The following is an 18,018-nucleotide window of genomic DNA, read 5'->3' as shown; positions in this document are numbered from 1 at the left end:
ACAGCCCATGGCCTGGGACCAGGAAGTCGATGTCGTCGTGCTGGGCAGTGGTGGCGCCGGCCTCACCGCCGCGCTCACCGCCGCCGTCGCGGGGGCGGAGGTGGAGGTCTTCGAGAAGAGCGCGACCGTCGGCGGGACCACCGCGGTGTCGGGCGGCATCGCGTGGATCCCCGCCCACAACCGTTCTCCCGACGGGGAATTGACGCTCGCCGACGCGTTGCGGTATCTGCGCGCGCAGTCCTACGGTTCGATGGACGACGCGCTGGTCGAGACGTTCGTGCGCACCGGCCCGGCGATGCTCGACTTCGTCGAGGCGCACAGCGGCCTGCGTTTCGAGATCGCGACCGGCTTCCCCGACTATCAACCGGAACTGCCGGGCGGACAGCCGGGCGGCGGCCGGTCGCAGAGCCCCGTCCCGTTCGACCTGACCGCTCTGGGCGAGTGGGCGACCCGGATCACCGCCTTCCCGGCCGACTGGTCCAACGTGGGCTTCGACGCCGAGACCAGGGCACGCCTGCACGCGGCGATCGACCAGAAGACCAGCCACCTGTGCGTCGCCGGCACCGCGCTGATCGCCGGGCTTCTCAAGGGATTGCTGGATGCGGGAGTCGCGCCCCACACCAATGCACGCGCCGATCAACTCATCGCCGAAGGCGGCGAGATCACCGGAGTCCGAATCGCACTCACCGAGCGGACGCTGCGGGTGCGCGCCCGGCACGGCGTGATCCTGGCCACCGGCGGCTTCGAGTGGGATCCGGTTCTGGCCCAAGCCTTCCTGCGCGGCCCGATGCACGGTGCCGTGTCGCCGCCCAACAACACCGGCGACGGGCTGCGCATGGCGATGGCACAGGGCGCCGACCTGGCGAACATGGGCGAGGCCTGGTGGGTGCCGATCGTGCAGATCCCCGGCGACACCATCGAAGGGCGGCCGCGCAGCCGCAGTGTGCGCCTGGAACGGACGCGGCCGCGGAGCATCATCGTCAACTCGGCGGGTCGCCGCTTCGTCAACGAGGCCTGCGATTACAACTCGATGGCCGGCGCCTTCCACTACCTCGACCCGCGGGGCGGCTACGTCAACGATCGAGGATGGATCGTGTTCGATTCAGTTCACCTGCAACGCTACGGATTCCTGGGCATCGCGCCCGGGCAGCAGGTCCCGGACTGGTTCTGTGAGTCGGCGGACCTCGCGGAACTGGCCGCCAAGACCGGCATCGACGCCGGGGGCCTGACCCGCACCGTCGACCAGTGGAACCGGAACGTAGCCGCAGGCGCGGATCCCGATTTCGGGCGCGGATCCAGCGCGTACGACGGCTACTGGGGCGACGACAGCGCGACCACCCTGGCCGGCAAGACGCTGGGCCCGATCGACACGGCGCCCTACTACGCCGTGCCGGTCTGCATCGGATCCATGGGTACCAAGGGCGGACCGCGCACCGACCATGACGGCCGGGTCCTGCGCGTCGACGGCGAGCCCATACCGGGCCTGTTCGCCGCGGGCAACGCGATGGGCGGCCCGACGGGACGTGCCTACGGTGGTGCGGGCGGAACCATCGGCCCGGCAATGGTTTTCGGGTACCGCGCGGGCTATGCGGCGGCCACGGGCAAATCCGTCGACCTCAAATAACGCAAACCTAATCAGCGTCACGGGACAACAGGCGCTCCACCGCCTTGTAGGGGTCGTCGTCGCCGTCGACGACCGCCTCGGCCAGCCGGTCGAGGTCAGGCCTTGCGCGCAGCCGGGTCTGTGCGAGCGACAGGATCTGCGCCCGCGCGCGGGCCACCCGCCGTGCCCGGCTGTCGGTACGGTGGTGTTCGTCAATGACGGTCACCAGGTCGGCGATGCCCTCGGCCCGCGCGGCGACGAGCATGACGATCGGGGCGCTGGTCTCGGCCCGCAGGTCCCGCGCCGTCTGGTCGGCGCCGTCGCGATCGGCCTTGTTGACCACCACGATGTCGGCGACTTCCAGCACGCCGGCCTTCGCGGCCTGCACCGCGTCGCCCGCGCCGGGATTGAGGATCACGATCGTCGGGTCCGCGACTGCCGCGATTTCGATTTCCGACTGACCCACCCCCACCGTTTCCAGCAGGATCACCTGGTACCCGATGGCCCCCAGCACCCGGATGGCCGCGGGAACCGCGACGGCCAGGCCCCCGAGATGACCGCGGGTCGCCACTGACCGGATCAGCACGTCGGAGTCGTTGATGTGGGCCGACATTCGGATCCGGTCGCCCAGCAGCGCGCCGCCACTGAACGGCGACGACGGGTCGACGGCGAGCACGGCGACACGGCACCCGCGCTCGCGATAGGCCGCGACCAGCGCGGCGATCGTGGTCGACTTGCCCGCGCCCGGCGGCCCGGTGACGCCGATGACGCGCACCGGGACGGCTTCGATGCCGGCGAGCACCTCGTCGCGCCGCTCGCCCTCGATAAGGCTCAACAGCCGACCCGCGGCGCGCTGGGAGCCGTTGCGCGCACCGGCGATCAGATCGGCGATGATCATCTCTGCATGTTAGGGAGCCGCGACCTCGATGACCGTGGCGGATCCCATCCCGCCGCCCGTGCACATGGCCGCAACGCCGATCCCGCCGCCCCGGCGCCGCAACTCGTGCACCAGTGTGACCAGCATCCTTGCCCCCGTCGCGGCCACCGGATGGCCCAGCGTTCCCTTGCGGGCGGTGCCGATGGGGGCGCGCAGGGCGGACACGATGACGGCTTCGGGCACGGGGCTTCTCCGGTTCGGCGAGTGCGTCGCGCGGCTCGGACGCCCACCGCGCATTTCAAGAGAACACTATTCTCTCAGGATGAGAGTGTCAGTTGCAAGGCGGCCGGTTCTGCGCCACGCGGCGCGCGGCCGGGACTTCCGTGTGACACCCTCGAAACGGCACAAGATCGCTGGGAGGCACGGCTGTGACGACTCAGGGTTCGATCGCGGTCCCGGGCGGGAAGGTGTGGTTCAAACGGGTCGGCGGCGGGCACGGACTTCCGTTGCTCGTCGTTCACGGGGGCCCGGGGTTGCCGCACGTTTACCTACGCTCGCTGGAGCGTCTGGCCGACGAGCGCGAGGTCGTCTTCTGGGACCAACTCGGATGCGGGAACTCCGAGCGCCCCGGCGACCGCTCGCTGTGGACGATACAACGCTCGGTAGCCGAGATGGCTGCCGTGGTGGATGGGCTGGGCCTGAACCGATTTCACCTTTTCGGCAACTCGTGGGGCGGGATGCTGGCGCAGCAGTATGCCCTCGACGCGGCGCCCGGCGCCGCCAGCCTGGTCATCTCCAACAGCATCGCGTCCATCCCGGAGTTCGCGCAGATGGTGGCCCGGCTGAAAGCGGATTTGGACCCGGCGACTCAAGCCGCGATCGACCGTCACGAAGCCGCCGGCACCACCCGATCGGCGGAATACCAGGCGGCGATCCGGACGTGGAACGAGACATATCTGTGCCGCGTGCGTCCCTGGCCCCGAGACCTGGTGGAAGCGTTCGCGAGCATGGGCAACGAGATCTTCGAGACGATGTTCGGCCCCAGCGACTTCCACATCGTCGGAACCATCCGGCACTGGGACGTGTTCGACCGGCTGAGCGAGATAACGTTGCCCACGCTGGTGCTCGCCGGCAGGTTCGACGAATGCGTGCCCGAACACATGCGTGAAATGCATCTCCGGATCAGGGGCTCCCGGTTCGAGCTGTTCGAGTCCAGCGCGCACATGCCCTTCATCGAGGAGCCGGCCAAATTCGACGCGGTGATGCGCGACTTCCTGCGGGCTAACGACTGATCGCACGCGGACGTGACCAAGCCGCGCGCACCTCAGTTCTTGCCGGCGGCCAACTTGGTGACGATCGTGCGGAAGTCCTCGGTCACAAACGACTGGCTCTCGGCGGACAGCGCGTAGTCCAGGCTGGCGAGCACGGCGCGTTCGAGGTGGATGTTGAGCACCCGCTTGGTGCTCTCGACCGCCTGCTGCGGCAGCTCCAAAATCTTTTTGGCACAGGCGATCGCCTCGGCAACGGGATCGTCCACCACATGATTGGCCAGGCCGAGTTCGGCGGCCCGCGCGGAGCTGATGCGCGTTCCGGTCAGCGCGAATTCCTTGGCCAGCAGCAGGCTGATGTGCAACGGCCAGGTCAGCGGCCCCCCGTCGGCGGCCACCAGACCGACCTGCACGTGCGGGTCCGCCAGGTAAGCCGATTCGGCCATGTAGACGATGTCGCTCAGCGCGACCAGGCTGCAGCCCAAACCGACGGCCGGACCGTTGACCGCGGCCACCACGGGAATTCGGCACCGCGCCATGCCCAGGACGATCTCGCGCCCGTCCCGGATGGTCTTGGCACGCAGGTCGGCATCGGCCGACAACTCTTTGAGATAGGAGAAGTCGCCGCCGGCCGAGAATGCCCGGCCCGCACCGGTGATCACCGCTGCGCGGGCCGTCGCGTCGTCGGTCAGCCGCTGCCACAGGCGGGCCAGCCCCACGTGCAGGTTGTCGTTGACCGAGTTGAGCGACTCCGGCCGGTTGAGGGTGATGATCCGCAGCGGGCCGTCGGCGCGGACGTCGATTTCGTCAGGCATGTCGTACACGTCAGACTCCCAATCCCAAGATGCGTGAGGCGATGATGTTCTTCTGGATCTGCGATGTCCCACCCATGACGCTCTGGGCGCGGCTGTACAGATAGGCGCTGAGCAGGTCTGGATCCCGGGTCCCGGTCACCGCCAGCACGGCGTGCCCGACGGACTGTTCGACCCACGTCATCAGCAGTTTGTCGAGCGATCCTTCGGGACCGTGCGACACCCCGTCGAGCTGTTCGGACAGCCGCCGGCGCACGTGGTGTGTCAGCATCTCCGACTGGACCGCCGCCCATGCGAGCTCCTCGGACACCGGACCTGCGGAGTCGCTGTTACGGGCGTAGAGGCTTCGCACGAGCTTGCCGTAGCGGGCCGCGTAGCCGAGCGTCGACGGTTCGCGCTCGTGTCCGACGACCGTCATGGCGACCGCCCACCCGTCGCCGGGGGCGCCGACCATCCGGCCGGCGGGAATCTTAGCGTCGTCGAAGAAGACCTGCCCGAATTCGTTGGTGACGCCGTTGATCATGCGCAGCGGGCGCTGTTGAACGCCAGGCTGTTTCATCTCCAGCACGAACGCCGACAGGCCGCGGTGCCGTTTTGCCCCGGGGTCGGTTCGCGCCAGCAGCAGACACCAGTCGGCGACGTCGGAGTAGCTGGTCCAGATCTTGTGTCCGTTCACCAGGTACGTGTCGCCTTCCAGGCGCGCCGTGGTGGTCAGCGACGCCAGGTCCGACCCGGCGCCGGGCTCGCTGAAGCCCTGGCACCACCGTTCGGTGCCGTTGATGATGCCCGGCAGGAAGCGTTGCCGCACTTCGTCGTTCGCATGCCTGCCGATGCCGTAGACGAGGTAACCGACGCTGGGCCGCGGCGGCGCACCGGCCCGGGCCAGTTCTTCGTCGACGATGACGTCGTAGACCGGCGGCAGTTCGGAGCCGCCGTACTCCTTCGGGAAGGACAGCCCGAAGAAGCCCTCCTGGTACAGCGCCTGATGCCACTGCGCCTGGCGGGCCCAATACTCGTCGCCGGATCCGGAGAACTCCTTCGCGTGTACCGACAGCCAGGATCGCAGGCGCTCCCGGAAGGCGGCTTCGTCGGCTGAGTCACGAAAGTCCAAGGTCGATCTCCTTCAGGTCGACGGACCACAGCTCGGCCGATGTCAGCGCTCGGCGCAGGTACACATGCGCCAGGCAATCCCAGGTGTTGCCGATTCCGCCATGGACCTGGATGGCCGTCTCGCAGACCGTTCGGGCGGTGCGCGCGCAGTAGACCTTCGCGATCTGGGCGGCGCGAATGGCCTCGGGCGCTGCCAGCTCGTCGACCGCCCACGCCGCGTGCCGCGACACGCTGATCGAACCTTCGATCAGCGCAAGGCTTTCGGCGAGCATGTGGGCGACGGCCTGGTAAGACCCGATCTGCTTGCCATACTGTGCGCGGATTTTGGCATAGTCGCAGGCGATGGCGTGCACGCCCCGGGCGATTCCCACCAGGTCACCCGTCGTGGCCACCAGCGCGAGCGCATACCACTGCGCGGCCGCGCCGGGGGAAACATCACCCACCGCCACCGGAGATCCCACGATCTTCGCGTCGGCACGAGTCAGATCCGCACCGTCGGGCACAACCTGCACGTCGGCCTCGAACACCGAGCCGCCGGAGAGGAACAGCGCGCGCCGGGCGCCTCGCGCATCGATGACCCTGTCGTCGATCGCGACCGTCGCCGCGGCGCCCTCGGCGCCGACGCGGCGGGCCAGGTCGTCGGCCAGCACCGGACCGAGGAACGGCGCGTCGATGAGCCTGCGCCCGAATTCCTCTGCGACGATGGCCACCTCGACGCCCGATGCCTCGTCGGAGCGCAGCGAGCGCCAGCCGGCCATCGCGATCTGCTTGTCCAGGCGCGTGATTCGCCTCTGGTCTTCGAGGTCCTGCACCGTCCCGGGACCGAGGTCGTCGGCCAGCTTGGCCGCGGCGTCACGGAGTTGCTGCTGTTCAGCGCTCAGACGTACATCCATATTGCTCCTTGAGGACTCGGCGCAGCACCTTGCCCGAGGGCAGGCGGGGAATGTCGGGGACGAACACGACGCGGCTCAGATGCTTGTAGGAGGCCAGGTTTTCGTCGACCCGTGCGCTGAGCTCGGCGGCGACGGCAGCCTGGTCGGGGGCAGTGTCGCCGGCCGCGCACACCGCGACCGCGGCGACGACGGCTTCCCCGTTGGCGCCGTCGGGAACGCCGAACACCGCGCAGTCCTTGACGGCCGGATGAGCGTGCAGCACGGTTTCGATCTCGGCGGGCGCAACCTGAAACCCACGCACCTTGATCATCTCTTTGAGGCGATCGGTGATGCGCAGCCAGCCGTCGCGGTCGAGCAGGCCGACGTCGCCGGTGCGGTACCAGCCGTCACGCATCACCTCGGCGGTCGCCTCGGCCGGCAGGTAACCGGCCATCAGCGCCGCGGACCGCGCCTGGATCTCACCGGCCTCGCCCGGGGGCACCGGCTCACCCGTCTCCGGCGCCACCACCCGCACCCGCACGCCCGGCGCGGGCCGACCGATCGAGTCCAGCCGGGCGCCGTTGAGCGGATTGCACGCGATGACGGGTAGTTCCGTAGTCCCGTAGGCGGGCACCCACCCGACGCCGGTGCGGCGGGTCACCGTCTCGGCGACGTGCGCGCTGACCGGTGTCGCTCCCCACATGATGAAACGCAACGAGGACAGGTCATACGTCTCGAGCGCCGGGTGCGAGGCCATCGCCATGGCGATGGGTGCGACCGCCATTTCTATTGTGATGCGGTCCTTTTCGATGCAGTGCAGCATTCGGTCGATGTCGAAGCGCGGGTGCAGCCGCATCCAGGCGCCGGTCCGCAACGCGGTGAGGACGTTGAGCAACCCGAGAATGTGCGAGGGCGGGGTGGCGATCTGGATACGGTCGCGCCGGGTCAGCCGCAACGCCCGGCGCCAGCACCGCACGGCCTCGTCCAGCGTCGCGTGGGTGTGCCGCACCGCCTTGGGCAGTCCGGTGGTCCCCGAGCTGAAGACCAGCACCGCGTCGCCCTCCCGCAAAGGGGACCCCGACACCGGTTCGCCGGACGCGCCCGGCTCGTCCAGATGCACCATCGGCATCAGTCCCGCCAAAACGGGGTGGTCGCCCACGGCGTGCGCCGGTGCGGTCAGCGCCAGCGCATGATCGACCTCGTGCCGCCGCCATGCAGGACTGATGAGCACCGCCGTCGCGCCCAGCCACCAGAGCGCGAGCACGGCGGCGACGAACTCCGGGCGATTCGACGACATGACCGCTACCCGTTGCCCTGGGCCGACACCCGCGCGCCGCAGGGTTGCCGCCCACCGGCCGGTGAGCCCGTCGAGCTCAGGCAGGCTGAATCGCCGCTCTTCGAACTCGAGCGCCGACGCCTCGGCCACGTCCCGTCCTTCCCCGACAGCGCCGGGTTGTCCCGGACTTTCGGCTTGAGAGGATATTGAGAAGATCCTATCGCTCGGTGAGAATAGTATTCTCTATAGTGAAGAATGCAAGTACGGACAACTTTTGCGGGGGCGGTCATCGTGACGGTCACCCGGACCATCGAGGAGACCGCGCGGGTGAGTGAACCGTCTAACGGCGCCGGGGCAGGAACGGTGACGATCCATCTCGACCGCAAGAAGGTGACGGTGCCGATGGTTCCCGGCGAGACGCTGCTGGAGAGCGCGCGGCGGGCCGGGCTGGAGCCGCCGTTCAGCTGCGAGGCCGGCAACTGCGGCACGTGCATGGCCAAGCTCGAACAGGGCCACGCGACGATGCGCGTCAACGACGCTCTCGAGGACGACGAGGTGGCCGAGGGCTACATTCTGACGTGCCAGGGCGTGCCCGATACGGATTCGATCACGCTGCGCTACGAGTAGCGGCACGAGAAAGGTGGCGGCCATGGCCAAGGGCATCATCCTGGTTGAGAGTCGACCAAGCTCGCCCGAACGCGAGCAGGAATACAACACCTGGTACGACGAAGTCCACCTCGGTGAACTCATGGCGCTCGACGGGTTCGTCTCCGCGCGCCGGTTTCGTCCGGTCGGCGGTGACGGCCCCTACGTCGCCGTTTACGAGATCGAAGGCGAGAGCCTGCAGGCAATTTTGGACAACATGATCGCCAACGGCGGCCGGTTGCACATGTCCGACGCGCTGCAGTTGGACCCGCCGCCGATCCCCAGGCTGCTCGAGGTCACCACCGAGTGCGGAGGCTGACGGATGAATATCGATGACCTGGTCCTGGTCAGCATCGACGACCATGTCGTCGAGCCGCCGGACATGTTCCTTCGCCACGTGCCCGCCAAGTACAAGGACGAGGCGCCGATCGTCGTCACCGACGCTCACGGCGTCGACCAGTGGATGTATCAGGGCAGGCCACAGGGAGTCAGCGGCCTGAACGCGGTGGTGTCATGGCCGGCCGAGGAGTGGGGCCGCGATCCGGCCGGTTTCGCCGAGATGCGTCCCGGCGTGTACGACGTCGGAGAACGCGTGCGCGACATGAACCGCAACGGCATCCTGTCGTCGATGTGCTTCCCCACGTTCACCGGCTTTTCGGCCCGCCACCTCAACATGACGCGCGAGGACGTCACACTGGTGATGGTGTCGGCCTACAACGACTGGCACATCGACGAGTGGGCCGGCAGCTACCCGGATCGCTTCATCCCGATCGCGATTCTGCCGACCTGGACTCCCGAGGGCATGTGCGACGAGATCCGCAGGGTCGCCGCGAAGGGCTGCCGAGCGGTCACGATGCCGGAACTGCCGCACCTGGAAGGGCTTCCGAGCTACCACGACGAGGACTACTGGGGCCCGGTGTTTCGCACCCTGTCCGAACACAACGTCGTCATGTGCCTGCACATCGGCACCGGCTTCGGCGCGATCAGCATGGCCCCCAATGCGCCGATCGACAACATGATCATCCTGGCCACCCAGGTCTCGGCGATGTGCGCGCAGGACCTGCTGTGGGGCCCGGCCATGCGCAACTACCCCGACCTGAAATTCGCCTTCTCCGAGGGTGGCATCGGGTGGATCCCGTTCTATCTCGACCGCAGCGACCGCCACTACACCAACCAGAAATGGTTGCGCCGCGACTTCGGCAACAAGCTGCCCAGCGACGTCTTCCGCGAGCACTCGCTGGCGTGCTACGTCACCGACAAGACGTCGCTGAAGCTGCGCCACGAGATCGGCATCGACATCATCGCGTGGGAGTGCGACTACCCCCACTCCGACTGCTTCTGGCCGGACGCGCCCGAGCAGGTGCTGGCCGAACTCGACGCCGCGGGCGCCGACGACGCGGACATCGACAAGATCACCTGGGCCAACGCCTGCCGATTCTTCAGCTGGGACCCCTTCGCCCGGACGCCGCGCGAGAAGGCGACCGTGAAAGCGTTGCGGGCCAAGGCCACTGACGTAGACGTGTCCATTCGGCCGCGCGCGGAGTGGGCGCGGCGCTACCAGGAGAAGCAACTCGCCCAGCTGAGGTGACCCACCAGGGCAGCTGGGGCCCGATCTCCTCGATCACCCCCATCGGGCAGGTTGAGGACGAGTCTCACTGCGGGCCTCCCAGGTGGACGCGCGCCTGGTCCACGACAGCACGTCCGCTGCCGGCGAGTTCTTCGAGTTGGTCGATGGCGGTGGCGAAGTCGGTACCCATGGGCGGCAGCAGCGTCACATGATCCGCTCCGGACGCCAGGTGCTCGCGCACCTTGTCGGCGATCACCGCCGAGTCGCCGTGGGCGACGACTGCCTCGACCAGGCGATCGCTGACGCCGGCGAGGTCGCTGGGCGAGTAGCCCAGCCCCTCCAGGCGCGCCTTGTAGGCCGGGACTGCGAGCCTGCCCGACACCGATTGCCGCGCGGTGTCTTTCGCGCGCTCGGCGTCGCTGTCGCACACCACCGAGAGCCCGACAACCAGGAGCTTGTCCGGGCCGAGCGCCCGGCGCGCCTGCGCGGTGAACTCCGGCGGCAGCCCGGCCGGGTACGCGCCGTCGGCCAGTTCGGCCGCCAGCGCGAGCATCCCGGGTCCGTTGGCGGCAAGGATGCGCGGGTACGGCGCATCGGGCGCCGGCGGCCAGGTCGGGCTGTCCATACCGACCAGGTAGTCACGCATCGTCGCCAGCGGAGAACCGAACTGCCGGCCCACGCTGGCCGCCTGTTCCCGGTAGCCGATCCCCACGCCGAGCGCGAACCTTTCCGGGTACGCGTCGGCCAGCTGCGCGGCGGCGGCGTGCATGGTCTGGGCCGGCCGGGCCCAGACGTTGGCGATGCAGGTGCCGAACACCATCTTATCGGTGGCCGAGAGCAGCACGGCCGATTGCACCAGGGCGTCCTTGCCGATCACCTCGTTGGTCCAAACCGACTGACAGCCGGCGCTTTCCAGGCGCCGCACGGCCGCCCGTTGCAGGTCTGCGGACAACGGCTCGGTGAACGAGGCCGGCAGGCACACACCCACGGCCCCCATGGCCTGCCGCGTCTCTGCGAGATTCGGATTCATGGCGGTCCCCCTCGGAGTGCTCACGCGGCGAAATAGTGTCCGGCGTCCAGGTCGGCGATCAGCCCCGGGCGTTCGGGATGCCAGTCGAGCGCCCGCTGCGTGAGGGCACTCGAGGTCGGATTGTCCAGGGAGGCGAACAACGCGAGGAACCCGAAGTGACCGGCCTCTTCGATGGGAATGCTGACGACGGGCACGCCGAGTTGCCGGCCGATGACGCCGGCGATGTCGCGGAACGGCACGCCCTCGTCGGCAACCCCGTGCAACCGCGTTCCCGCAGGGGCCTTTTCGAGGGCCAGGCGGTACAGGTGCGCCGCGTCGAACGTGTGCACCGCCGGCCAGCGGTTGGCGCCGTCGCCGAGGTACGCGGATTTTCCGGTGTCGCGGGCCACGTTGATCAGGTGTGTGGCGAAGCCGTGGTGGTCGACGTTGCTGTGGACCAACGGCGAGAGCCGGATCACCGACGAGCGAACCCCGCGCTCGGCCAGGGCGATCACCGCGTTCTCGGAGTCAACTCGCGGCCCGCCGGGCAGCGTGTCCGTCTCCGTCCCGGGTCCCGTCCGCCCTAACATCGCCAGCAGCAGGGTCCCCGACGTGCTGACGAACGGCTTGCCGGATCCGGCGAGGGCCTCACCCATCGCTTCGACGGCGCGGCGATCGGTTTCCGCGGCTCCCAGGAAGTCGTCGAAGTCGTGGCGGAAGGCGAGATGGATGACCCCGTCGGACGCCGCGGCGGCCGCATGCAGGCCGTCGAGGTCGTCGAGGTCGCATCGCCACGTTTGGGCGCCCTTGGCCGCCAAGGCGGCGGCGGACTCGTCGGAGCGGGCCAGGCCGGTGACCTGATGACCGGCCTCGAGGAGCTCATCGACAACGACCGAGCCGATGTGTCCGGTGGCGCCGGTGACGAAGACGTGCATGGGTGGATCCTTTCGGCGAAGATTGCTTTTCCCGCCACCAAGTCAACGAGCGCAGCGCCCGGACGTCCAAGACCTAATCCACATGGCGCGATACGGATGCGGCATCACCGCAGCGCAGCGGGGAAATCAGCGCTTGCGCGGCCGACGGCGCGGCTACACTGTCCGCATGACCGATTCGGCATCGCTGGTCATCGACCTGGACCTGCGCCTGGTCGGCTACTTCGTGGTGGTGGCCGAGCACCGGCATTTCGGCCGCGCCGCCACCGCGTTGCGTGTCGCGCAACCGTCGTTGAGTCGTCAGATCCGGCGCCTCGAGCAGCAACTGGGCGTCCGACTCCTGGACCGCACACCGCAGGGCACGCGGCTGACCGAGGCCGGCGAGGTCTTCCTGCCCAAGGCCAAGGCGCTGCTGCGCTCGGCCGCGCAGGCCGCCGCGCAGGCCCGCGGCGCCGCCCAGCCCAGCCGCATCGCGATCGGCTACACGACGGGCATGATCGTCACCCCCGCGGTGCGCGAGATGCGCCGTGAGCACCCGGACGCCGAAGTCATTGTCTCGCACCTTGATTGGGGACAGGCGCTGGACGCCCTGCTCGGTCACCGGGTGGATGCGGTGGTGACCAGGCTCCCGTTTCCCACCGACGGGCTGCACGTGACGATCCTCTACGACGAGCCTCGGGTTCTGGCGCTGTCCGTCGACCATCGCCTCGCGGGCAGGGATTTCGTCACCCTCGACGACATCGCCGACGAGCCGATGCCCAGGGTGCGGAACTCCGACCCCGCCTGGAGCGCCTACTGGCGGATCGATCCCCGTCCCGACGGGCGCCGGGCTCCTGACGGTCCGTTCATCGACGCGCTCGAGGACAAGTTCGAAGTCATCGCCTCCGGACAGGCGGTCGCCATCACCGCCGGATTCCACGGCAACGCCCTGCGGCCCGACATCACGACGGTCCCGCTGAGGGGCATCGAACCCTGCCATGTCGTTCTGGCGACCCGCTCGGGGGACCGCAGCCGGTTGGTGGCGGCCTTCCGCAAACTCGCCGAAGCGCATCTGACGGGCCCGGTCCGGGCCTAGCGCGCTAGCGGCGTCACGCCCCGGTAGTTCGTTCTACTCCCCCAGTTCCGGGGGTGGCCGATATTGCGGCTGATACCCCGAGACCCGAATGGGACTCCCGACGAGGCGGAAATCGCCCGCGGAGACAACGACTTCCGGCGTCGCCTTGAGCGCCTCGGGCAACGACCTGACGGCCGCCGCCGGGACACCCAGCGGACGCAGCCGACGTTCCCAGCCGGCGGCGGTGTCGGCGGACAGCGCGGAAGAGACGAGCGCAAGAACCTCGTCACGGTTGGCCACCCGCTGGGCCATTCTCTCGTAGCCTCGGATGTTCGCCTCGGCGGCGAAGGATTTCCAGAAGCCGTCGTGGGTGATGAACAGGGCGAGATACCCTTCGGCCGTGGCGAACAATTGCGCGGGAACGTAATACGAATGGGCGCCGTTCGGCCGGCGCCGCGGTTCGACGCCGCTGTTGAGGTATGCCGAGGCGTGATAGTTCAGCTGCGAGAGCATGACGTCACGCAGCGACACGTCGACCTGGCCGCCGGTGCCGGAGACGATCTTGGCCAGCAGCCCCAGCGCCGCGCACATCCCGGTGGAGTTGTCCGCCGACGAGTACCCCGGCAGCGTCGGCGGGCCGTCGGGATCGCCCGTCATCGCGGCGATCCCGAACCCCGCCTGGATCACGTAATCGAACGCCGGGTCGTCGCCGCCGTCCAGCCCGAAGCCGGTGATCGCGACGCAGACGACGCGCTCGTTCCAGCGGCGCAATGACTCATAGGTGAGGCCCAGCCGGCGGATCGCCGACGGTTTCAGGTTGACCAGCAGCGCGTGGGACTTTGCGACCAGCGCCCCCAGACGCTCCTGTCCCGCAACGCAGTTCAGGTCGATGCAGACGCTGGACTTGTTGCGATTCAGGCTCGCGAAGTAGGTCGGCCCCACCCCGCGGGAGATCTCCCCGCCGGACGGCTCGATCTTGGTGACCTCGGCGCCGAGGTCGGCGAGCAGCATCGTCGCGTACGGGCCGGCCAGCATGGTCCCGACCTCGAGGATGCGTATCCCCGCCAGCGGCCCGGTGGACGTCAACGCAACTCCGTTGCCAGCGCAGCGATCATCTCGCGCGTGCGCCGTTTGGACGCGACGAGCTCGTCGCGGTCAGCGCCGATCGGCAGCAGCCGCACCGACAGGTCGGTCACGCCGGCATCGGCGAAGCGGCGCATCCGGGTCAGGATCTGTTCGGCGTCGCCGGCCGCGCACAGGTCACCGACATCGCGCGCGTCGCCCCGGTCGAGCAGCCGCTGGTAGTTCGGCGACACCTCGGCCTCGCCGAGGATGCGGTTGGCCCGTTCCCTGGCCTCGCCGACTTCCGACGGCCCACAGAGGCATACCGGAATGCCCGCGACGATGCGCGGCGCGGTGCGCCCGGCGTCCGCGGCGGCCTTGGTGATCTTGGGCGCGATGTGATCGCCGATCGCGCGCTCGTCGGCCATCCACAACACCGTTCCGTCGGCCAGTTCCCCTGCGAGCTGCAGCATCACGGGTCCCAGCGCGGCCACCAGCACCGGCATCGGCGTGTCGGCCCCGATCGCCATCGGGTTGTGCACGGTGAACGAATCGTTCTCGACGTCGACCGCTCCCGGCCCGGCAACGGCCGCGTTGAGCACCCGCAGGTAGTCGCGGGTGTAGGCGGCCGGTTTGTCATACGGCAGGCCGAGCATGTCCCGGATGATCCAGTGGTGGGACGGCCCGACGCCCAGCGCCAGCCGCCCACCGGCGACCGCATGCGCCGAAAGCGCCTGGCGGGCAAGGGCGATGGGGTGCTGCGCCTGCAGGGGCACCACCGCCGTACCCAACTCGATGCGCGAGCTGTGCGCGGCCATCAGCGACACCATGGTCAGGCAGTCGAAGTCGTCGGGGACCTGCGGCATCCACGCCGTGTCCAGGCCCGCGGACTCGGCCCACTCGATGTCGGAGACAAGCTTGGCCACCTTGCGGGCCATGTCGCCCCGCTCGGCACCGATCATCACTCCGACGCGCATCGTTCCTCCGAGGCAGGTTGGTTCGGTTCCGGATCCGTGGTGCCGGTCAACGCGCGGATGTCGCGCACGAGCACCTCGAGCGATGTCCCGGTGGGGAAAACCGCGGCGGCCCCGGCGGACAACAGTTTCGGTACGTCCGCATGCGGGATGGTTCCGCCCACGACGACGGCGATGTCCTCGGCATCGGCGGCGCGCAGCGCCTCGATGGTGCGCGCGGTCAGGGCCAGGTGCGCGCCCGACAGGATGCTCAGGCCCACGACGGCGACGTCTTCCTGCACGGCGATCGACGCGATGTCCTCGATGCGCTGCCGGATTCCGGTGTAGATCACCTCGAAGCCGGCATCGCGCAAGGTTCGCGCCACGATCTTGGCGCCGCGGTCGTGTCCGTCGAGCCCGGGCTTGGCGACGAGGATTCGAACGGCCACTAGAACACCACCGGTTGCTGGAACTCGCCCCACACGGCTTTGAGGGCGGAAACCATCTCCCCCACCGTGCAATACGCGTTGGCGCAGTCAATCAAGTTGTGCATCAGATTGTCGGTTCCTTCTGCGGCCCGTGAGAGCGCCGCAAGAGTGGACTGAACTGCGGCCGAATCCCTTTCGGCTTTCACCTTGGAGAGCCGCTTGAGCTGCAGGTCGCGCCCCTCGGCGTCCAGCTCATAGGTGACGACATCGGGCTCCGGCTCCTCGGAGACGAACCGGTTCACCCCGACGACGGGGCGCGCGCCGGCCTCGATGTCCTGGTGCATCCGGAAAGCCTCATCGGCGATCAGGCCCTGAAGGTACCCGTCCTCGATCGTGCTGACCATGCCGCCGTGGCGCTCCAGGTCCTCCATGATCTCGACGATGCGCGCCTCGGTGGCGTCGGTGAGCGCCTCGACGAAGTACGAGCCACCGAGCGGGTCGGCGACGCTGGCCACGCCGGTTTCGTGCGCCAGGATCTGCTGCGTGCGCAGCGCCAGCGTCGTGGTTTCCTCTGTGGGCAGCGCGAACGGCTCGTCCCAGGCCGCGGTGAACATCGACTGGACGCCGCCCAGGACCGCGGCCATCGCCTCGTAGGCCACCCGGACGATGTTGTTGTGGGCCTGCGGCCCGTACAGCGACGCGCCGCCGCAGACGCAGCCGAACCGGAACATCGCCGCCTTGTCCTTGGTCGCGCCGTAGCGCTCCCGCACGATCGTCGCCCACCGCCGGCGCCCGGCGCGATACTTCGCGATCTCCTCGAAGAAATCGCCGTGGGTGTAGAAGAAAAACGAGATCTGCGGCGCGAACTGATCGATGGTCATCCGCCCGCGTTCCACCACGGTGTCGCAGTACGTCACCCCGTCGGCAAGGGTGAACGCCATCTCCTGGACCGCGTTGGCCCCGGCGTCGCGGAAATGCGCCCCCGCCACCGAGATGGCGTTGAACCTGGGCACTTCGGCGGCGCAGAACTCGATGGTGTCGGCGATCAGCCGCAGCGACGGTTCCGGCGGCCAGATCCAGGTGCCGCGCGAGGCGTACTCCTTGAGAATGTCGTTCTGGATGGTGCCGGTCAGCTTCGCCCGCGCAACGCCCTTCTTCTCGGCGGCCGCCACGTAGAACGCGAGCAGGATCGCCGCCGTGCCGTTGATCGTCATGCTGGTGCTGAGCTTGTCCAGCGGGATGCCGTCGAACAGGATCTCGAAGTCGGCGAGGGTGTCCACCGCGACGCCGACCCGGCCGACCTCCTCGCCGAACTCGGGATCGTCGGAGTCATACCCGCACTGCGTGGGCAGGTCCAGCGCCACCGACAGCCCCGTGCCGCCCTGCTCCAGCAAGTAGCGGTAACGGCGGTTGGACTCCTCGGCGGTGCCGAACCCCGAGTACTGGCGGAAGGTCCACAGCTTGCCCCGATAGCCGGACGCGAAGTTGCCCCGGGTGAACGGGAATACCCCGGGAGGTGGAGGCTCGGCGGTCCTGTCCCCCGGGCCGTAGACGGGCTGTAGCGGGATGCCCGACGGTGTCTGAGCAGCGTTATCCATCGGTGAATAACGTACTTGCAAAAAAAGAGAATGCCAATACCACACACCTGAGCTGCGCGGACGGCCGCGCGAAGGGCGTGTGGCGCGCGTGTTGAGGGCCTCGGAGAACCTACGGCCGGCAGATTATCTCGCCGTGGGGGATCCCCAGCCATCCGTCGGGCGCCTCGGCCCAGGTTCGCCACGCCGCGGAGATCTCCTCGAGCTGGGCTGGCGTCGCCAGGCCCCGGCTCAGCAGCTCGCGCGCCACACCGGAGTGCAGGATGCGGTCGGCCCACATGCCTCCCCACCATTCGCGCGTCTCGGGCGTCGCGTAGCACCAGAGGCTGCCAGTGGGCGAGACGTCGGTGAATCCGGCCGCGCGGGCCCAGGACAGCAGGCGCCGGCCCGCATCCGGTTCACCGCGGTTGGCGCGCGCGGCCCGTTGGTAGAGGTCCCGCCAGAGTGCCAGGGCCGGCAGCTCCGGGAACCAGACGAAGCCCGAGTAGTCCGCGTCCCGCGCCGCCACCACGCCGCCCGGCCGGCAAACCCGTCTCATCTCGCGCAGCGCCTGAACCGGGTCGTGGACGTGCTGCAGCACCTGGTGCGCGTGGACGACGTCGAACGTGTCGTCGGGAAAGTCGAGCCGGTGCACGTCGGCGATCGAGAACGAGACGTTGGACAGGTTGCGCCGCCCAACCTCCGCGCGCGCGACATCGAGGACATCGGCGGACATGTCGACGGCCGTGACGGCTCCCGGTGCCACCCGCGCGGCGAGGTCACCGGTGATGGTCCCGGGGCCGCAACCGACGTCGAGCATCGACCAGCCGGCGCGCAGGTGGGGCAGCAGATAGGCCGCGGAATCCTCGGCTGTCCGTCGCTGATGGCTGCGCAGCACCGACTCGTGATGGCCATGGGTGTATTTGGCCGGGCGTTGGTCGTCCATGACGCGAAGCCTACCGGCTCATTCGTATTG

Annotated in this window: 18 protein-coding genes and 1 pseudogene; 6 read left to right on the top strand and 13 right to left on the bottom strand. The window is 68.8% G+C overall.

From position 1 onward, the window contains the following. Positions 1 to 7 precede the first annotated feature (7 nt). On the top strand, positions 8 to 1,624 hold the full coding sequence (locus tag G6N48_RS24730; protein ID WP_085270162.1) for an FAD-dependent oxidoreductase: 1,617 nt from the start codon (positions 8 to 10) through the stop codon (positions 1,622 to 1,624). Positions 1,625 to 1,631: 7 nt separating this feature from the next. Here the strand turns inward: G6N48_RS24730 and G6N48_RS24725 are convergent, their stop codons facing one another. Together G6N48_RS24725 and G6N48_RS24720 are read right to left on the bottom strand one after the other, a co-directional pair. Then, positions 1,632 to 2,501 (bottom strand): ArgK/MeaB family GTPase, encoded by an 870-nt coding sequence (locus G6N48_RS24725; RefSeq protein WP_085270161.1) that lies wholly within the window; start codon positions 2,499 to 2,501, stop codon positions 1,632 to 1,634. 9 nt (positions 2,502 to 2,510) lie between these two features. Continuing rightward, positions 2,511 to 2,663: pseudogene (locus tag G6N48_RS24720) on the bottom strand (acetyl-CoA C-acyltransferase); the annotation flags it as partial. 245 nt (positions 2,664 to 2,908) lie between these two features. Here G6N48_RS24720 and G6N48_RS24715 point away from each other — a divergent pair. Continuing rightward, a complete protein-coding gene (locus G6N48_RS24715; RefSeq protein WP_085270160.1) occupies positions 2,909 to 3,772 on the top strand; it encodes a proline iminopeptidase-family hydrolase in 864 nt (287 codons plus the stop codon). 32 nt (positions 3,773 to 3,804) lie between these two features. On the opposite strand, the gene G6N48_RS24710 is transcribed toward G6N48_RS24715, so the two are convergent. The 4 genes from G6N48_RS24710 to G6N48_RS24695 are packed head-to-tail and all read right to left on the bottom strand — an operon-like array spanning position 3,805 to position 7,968. Then, positions 3,805 to 4,572: an enoyl-CoA hydratase/isomerase family protein gene (locus G6N48_RS24710; RefSeq protein ID WP_085270159.1), complete on the bottom strand. Its 768-nt coding sequence runs from the start codon at positions 4,570 to 4,572 to the stop codon at positions 3,805 to 3,807. A gap of 1 nt (position 4,573) precedes the next feature. Next, positions 4,574 to 5,671 carry an acyl-CoA dehydrogenase family protein gene (locus G6N48_RS24705; protein WP_085270158.1) on the bottom strand — a complete coding sequence of 366 codons (1,098 nt, stop codon included), beginning with the start codon at positions 5,669 to 5,671 and terminating at the stop codon, positions 4,574 to 4,576. Further along, positions 5,658 to 6,563 (bottom strand): acyl-CoA dehydrogenase family protein, encoded by a 906-nt coding sequence (locus tag G6N48_RS24700; RefSeq protein ID WP_085270274.1) that lies wholly within the window; start codon positions 6,561 to 6,563, stop codon positions 5,658 to 5,660. Before G6N48_RS24700 ends, G6N48_RS24705 begins: the two co-directional genes overlap by 14 nt. Next, on the bottom strand, positions 6,541 to 7,968 hold the full coding sequence (locus tag G6N48_RS24695) for a class I adenylate-forming enzyme family protein (RefSeq protein WP_085270157.1): 1,428 nt from the start codon (positions 7,966 to 7,968) through the stop codon (positions 6,541 to 6,543). The genes G6N48_RS24700 and G6N48_RS24695 overlap by 23 nt, the downstream gene beginning before the upstream one ends. Before the next feature lie 141 nt (positions 7,969 to 8,109). Between G6N48_RS24695 and G6N48_RS24690 the strand changes: the two genes are divergently transcribed. Genes G6N48_RS24690 through G6N48_RS24680 form a run of 3 tightly spaced genes read left to right on the top strand, consistent with a single transcriptional unit; the run spans position 8,110 to position 10,051 of the window. Beyond that, positions 8,110 to 8,445 carry a 2Fe-2S iron-sulfur cluster-binding protein gene (locus tag G6N48_RS24690; protein WP_085270273.1) on the top strand — a complete coding sequence of 112 codons (336 nt, stop codon included), beginning with the start codon at positions 8,110 to 8,112 and terminating at the stop codon, positions 8,443 to 8,445. Positions 8,446 to 8,467: 22 nt separating this feature from the next. Beyond that, complete coding sequence (locus G6N48_RS24685; RefSeq protein ID WP_085270272.1) at positions 8,468 to 8,782, top strand: DUF4286 family protein; 315 nt, start codon at positions 8,468 to 8,470, stop codon at positions 8,780 to 8,782. Positions 8,783 to 8,785: 3 nt separating this feature from the next. Further along, positions 8,786 to 10,051, top strand: coding sequence for an amidohydrolase family protein (locus tag G6N48_RS24680; RefSeq protein ID WP_085270156.1), 1,266 nt, complete (start codon positions 8,786 to 8,788; stop codon positions 10,049 to 10,051). Positions 10,052 to 10,115: 64 nt separating this feature from the next. On the opposite strand, the gene G6N48_RS24675 is transcribed toward G6N48_RS24680, so the two are convergent. After that, positions 10,116 to 11,060 carry a TIGR03620 family F420-dependent LLM class oxidoreductase gene (locus tag G6N48_RS24675; RefSeq protein WP_085270155.1) on the bottom strand — a complete coding sequence of 315 codons (945 nt, stop codon included), beginning with the start codon at positions 11,058 to 11,060 and terminating at the stop codon, positions 10,116 to 10,118. Positions 11,061 to 11,080: 20 nt separating this feature from the next. Continuing rightward, on the bottom strand, positions 11,081 to 11,974 hold the full coding sequence (locus G6N48_RS24670) for an SDR family oxidoreductase (RefSeq protein ID WP_085270154.1): 894 nt from the start codon (positions 11,972 to 11,974) through the stop codon (positions 11,081 to 11,083). A gap of 166 nt (positions 11,975 to 12,140) precedes the next feature. On the opposite strand from G6N48_RS24670, the gene G6N48_RS24665 reads away from it, so the two are divergent. After that, a complete protein-coding gene (locus G6N48_RS24665; RefSeq protein WP_085270153.1) occupies positions 12,141 to 13,046 on the top strand; it encodes a LysR family transcriptional regulator in 906 nt (301 codons plus the stop codon). A 33-nt stretch (positions 13,047 to 13,079) separates the two neighbouring features. Here the strand turns inward: G6N48_RS24665 and G6N48_RS24660 are convergent, their stop codons facing one another. The 5 genes from G6N48_RS24660 to G6N48_RS24640 all read right to left on the bottom strand — a co-directional run bounded on the left by G6N48_RS24660 (position 13,080) and on the right by G6N48_RS24640 (position 17,988). Next, the gene (locus tag G6N48_RS24660; protein ID WP_232066826.1) at positions 13,080 to 14,060 is read right to left on the bottom strand and encodes a CaiB/BaiF CoA transferase family protein; all 981 of its coding nucleotides are present in this window, start codon (positions 14,058 to 14,060) and stop codon (positions 13,080 to 13,082) included. 47 nt (positions 14,061 to 14,107) lie between these two features. After that, a complete protein-coding gene (locus tag G6N48_RS24655) occupies positions 14,108 to 15,064 on the bottom strand; it encodes an LLM class F420-dependent oxidoreductase (RefSeq protein WP_085270151.1) in 957 nt (318 codons plus the stop codon). Next, complete coding sequence (locus G6N48_RS24650; RefSeq protein ID WP_085270150.1) at positions 15,049 to 15,489, bottom strand: cobalamin B12-binding domain-containing protein; 441 nt, start codon at positions 15,487 to 15,489, stop codon at positions 15,049 to 15,051. The genes G6N48_RS24655 and G6N48_RS24650 overlap by 16 nt, the downstream gene beginning before the upstream one ends. Further along, complete coding sequence (locus G6N48_RS24645; protein ID WP_085270149.1) at positions 15,489 to 17,066, bottom strand: methylmalonyl-CoA mutase family protein; 1,578 nt, start codon at positions 17,064 to 17,066, stop codon at positions 15,489 to 15,491. Before G6N48_RS24645 ends, G6N48_RS24650 begins: the two co-directional genes overlap by 1 nt. 109 nt (positions 17,067 to 17,175) lie before the next feature. Next, a complete protein-coding gene (locus G6N48_RS24640) occupies positions 17,176 to 17,988 on the bottom strand; it encodes a methyltransferase domain-containing protein (protein WP_085270148.1) in 813 nt (270 codons plus the stop codon). Positions 17,989 to 18,018 lie beyond the last annotated feature (30 nt).

The sequence above is a fragment of the Mycobacterium parmense genome, assembly GCF_010730575.1.
GTDB classification, from domain to species: Bacteria; Actinomycetota; Actinomycetes; order Mycobacteriales; family Mycobacteriaceae; genus Mycobacterium; species Mycobacterium parmense.
Note: the sequence above shows the minus strand (reverse complement) of the source record. Positions and strands in the feature narration are given on the sequence as shown.

Coding starts and splice junctions, on each gene's coding strand:
- G6N48_RS24730 (WP_085270162.1), top strand. CDS start 8: ATGGCCTGGGACCAGGAAGTCGATGTCGTCGTGCTGGGCAGTGGTGGC.
- G6N48_RS24725 (WP_085270161.1), bottom strand. CDS start 2,501: ATGATCATCGCCGATCTGATCGCCGGTGCGCGCAACGGCTCCCAGCGC.
- G6N48_RS24700 (WP_085270274.1), bottom strand. CDS start 6,563: ATGGATGTACGTCTGAGCGCTGAACAGCAGCAACTCCGTGACGCCGCG.
- G6N48_RS24685 (WP_085270272.1), top strand. CDS start 8,468: ATGGCCAAGGGCATCATCCTGGTTGAGAGTCGACCAAGCTCGCCCGAA.
- G6N48_RS24680 (WP_085270156.1), top strand. CDS start 8,786: ATGAATATCGATGACCTGGTCCTGGTCAGCATCGACGACCATGTCGTC.
- G6N48_RS24675 (WP_085270155.1), bottom strand. CDS start 11,060: ATGAATCCGAATCTCGCAGAGACGCGGCAGGCCATGGGGGCCGTGGGT.
- G6N48_RS24670 (WP_085270154.1), bottom strand. CDS start 11,974: ATGCACGTCTTCGTCACCGGCGCCACCGGACACATCGGCTCGGTCGTT.
- G6N48_RS24665 (WP_085270153.1), top strand. CDS start 12,141: ATGACCGATTCGGCATCGCTGGTCATCGACCTGGACCTGCGCCTGGTC.
- G6N48_RS24660 (WP_232066826.1), bottom strand. CDS start 14,060: ATGCTGGCCGGCCCGTACGCGACGATGCTGCTCGCCGACCTCGGCGCC.
- G6N48_RS24655 (WP_085270151.1), bottom strand. CDS start 15,064: ATGCGCGTCGGAGTGATGATCGGTGCCGAGCGGGGCGACATGGCCCGC.
- G6N48_RS24645 (WP_085270149.1), bottom strand. CDS start 17,066: ATGGATAACGCTGCTCAGACACCGTCGGGCATCCCGCTACAGCCCGTC.
- G6N48_RS24640 (WP_085270148.1), bottom strand. CDS start 17,988: ATGGACGACCAACGCCCGGCCAAATACACCCATGGCCATCACGAGTCG.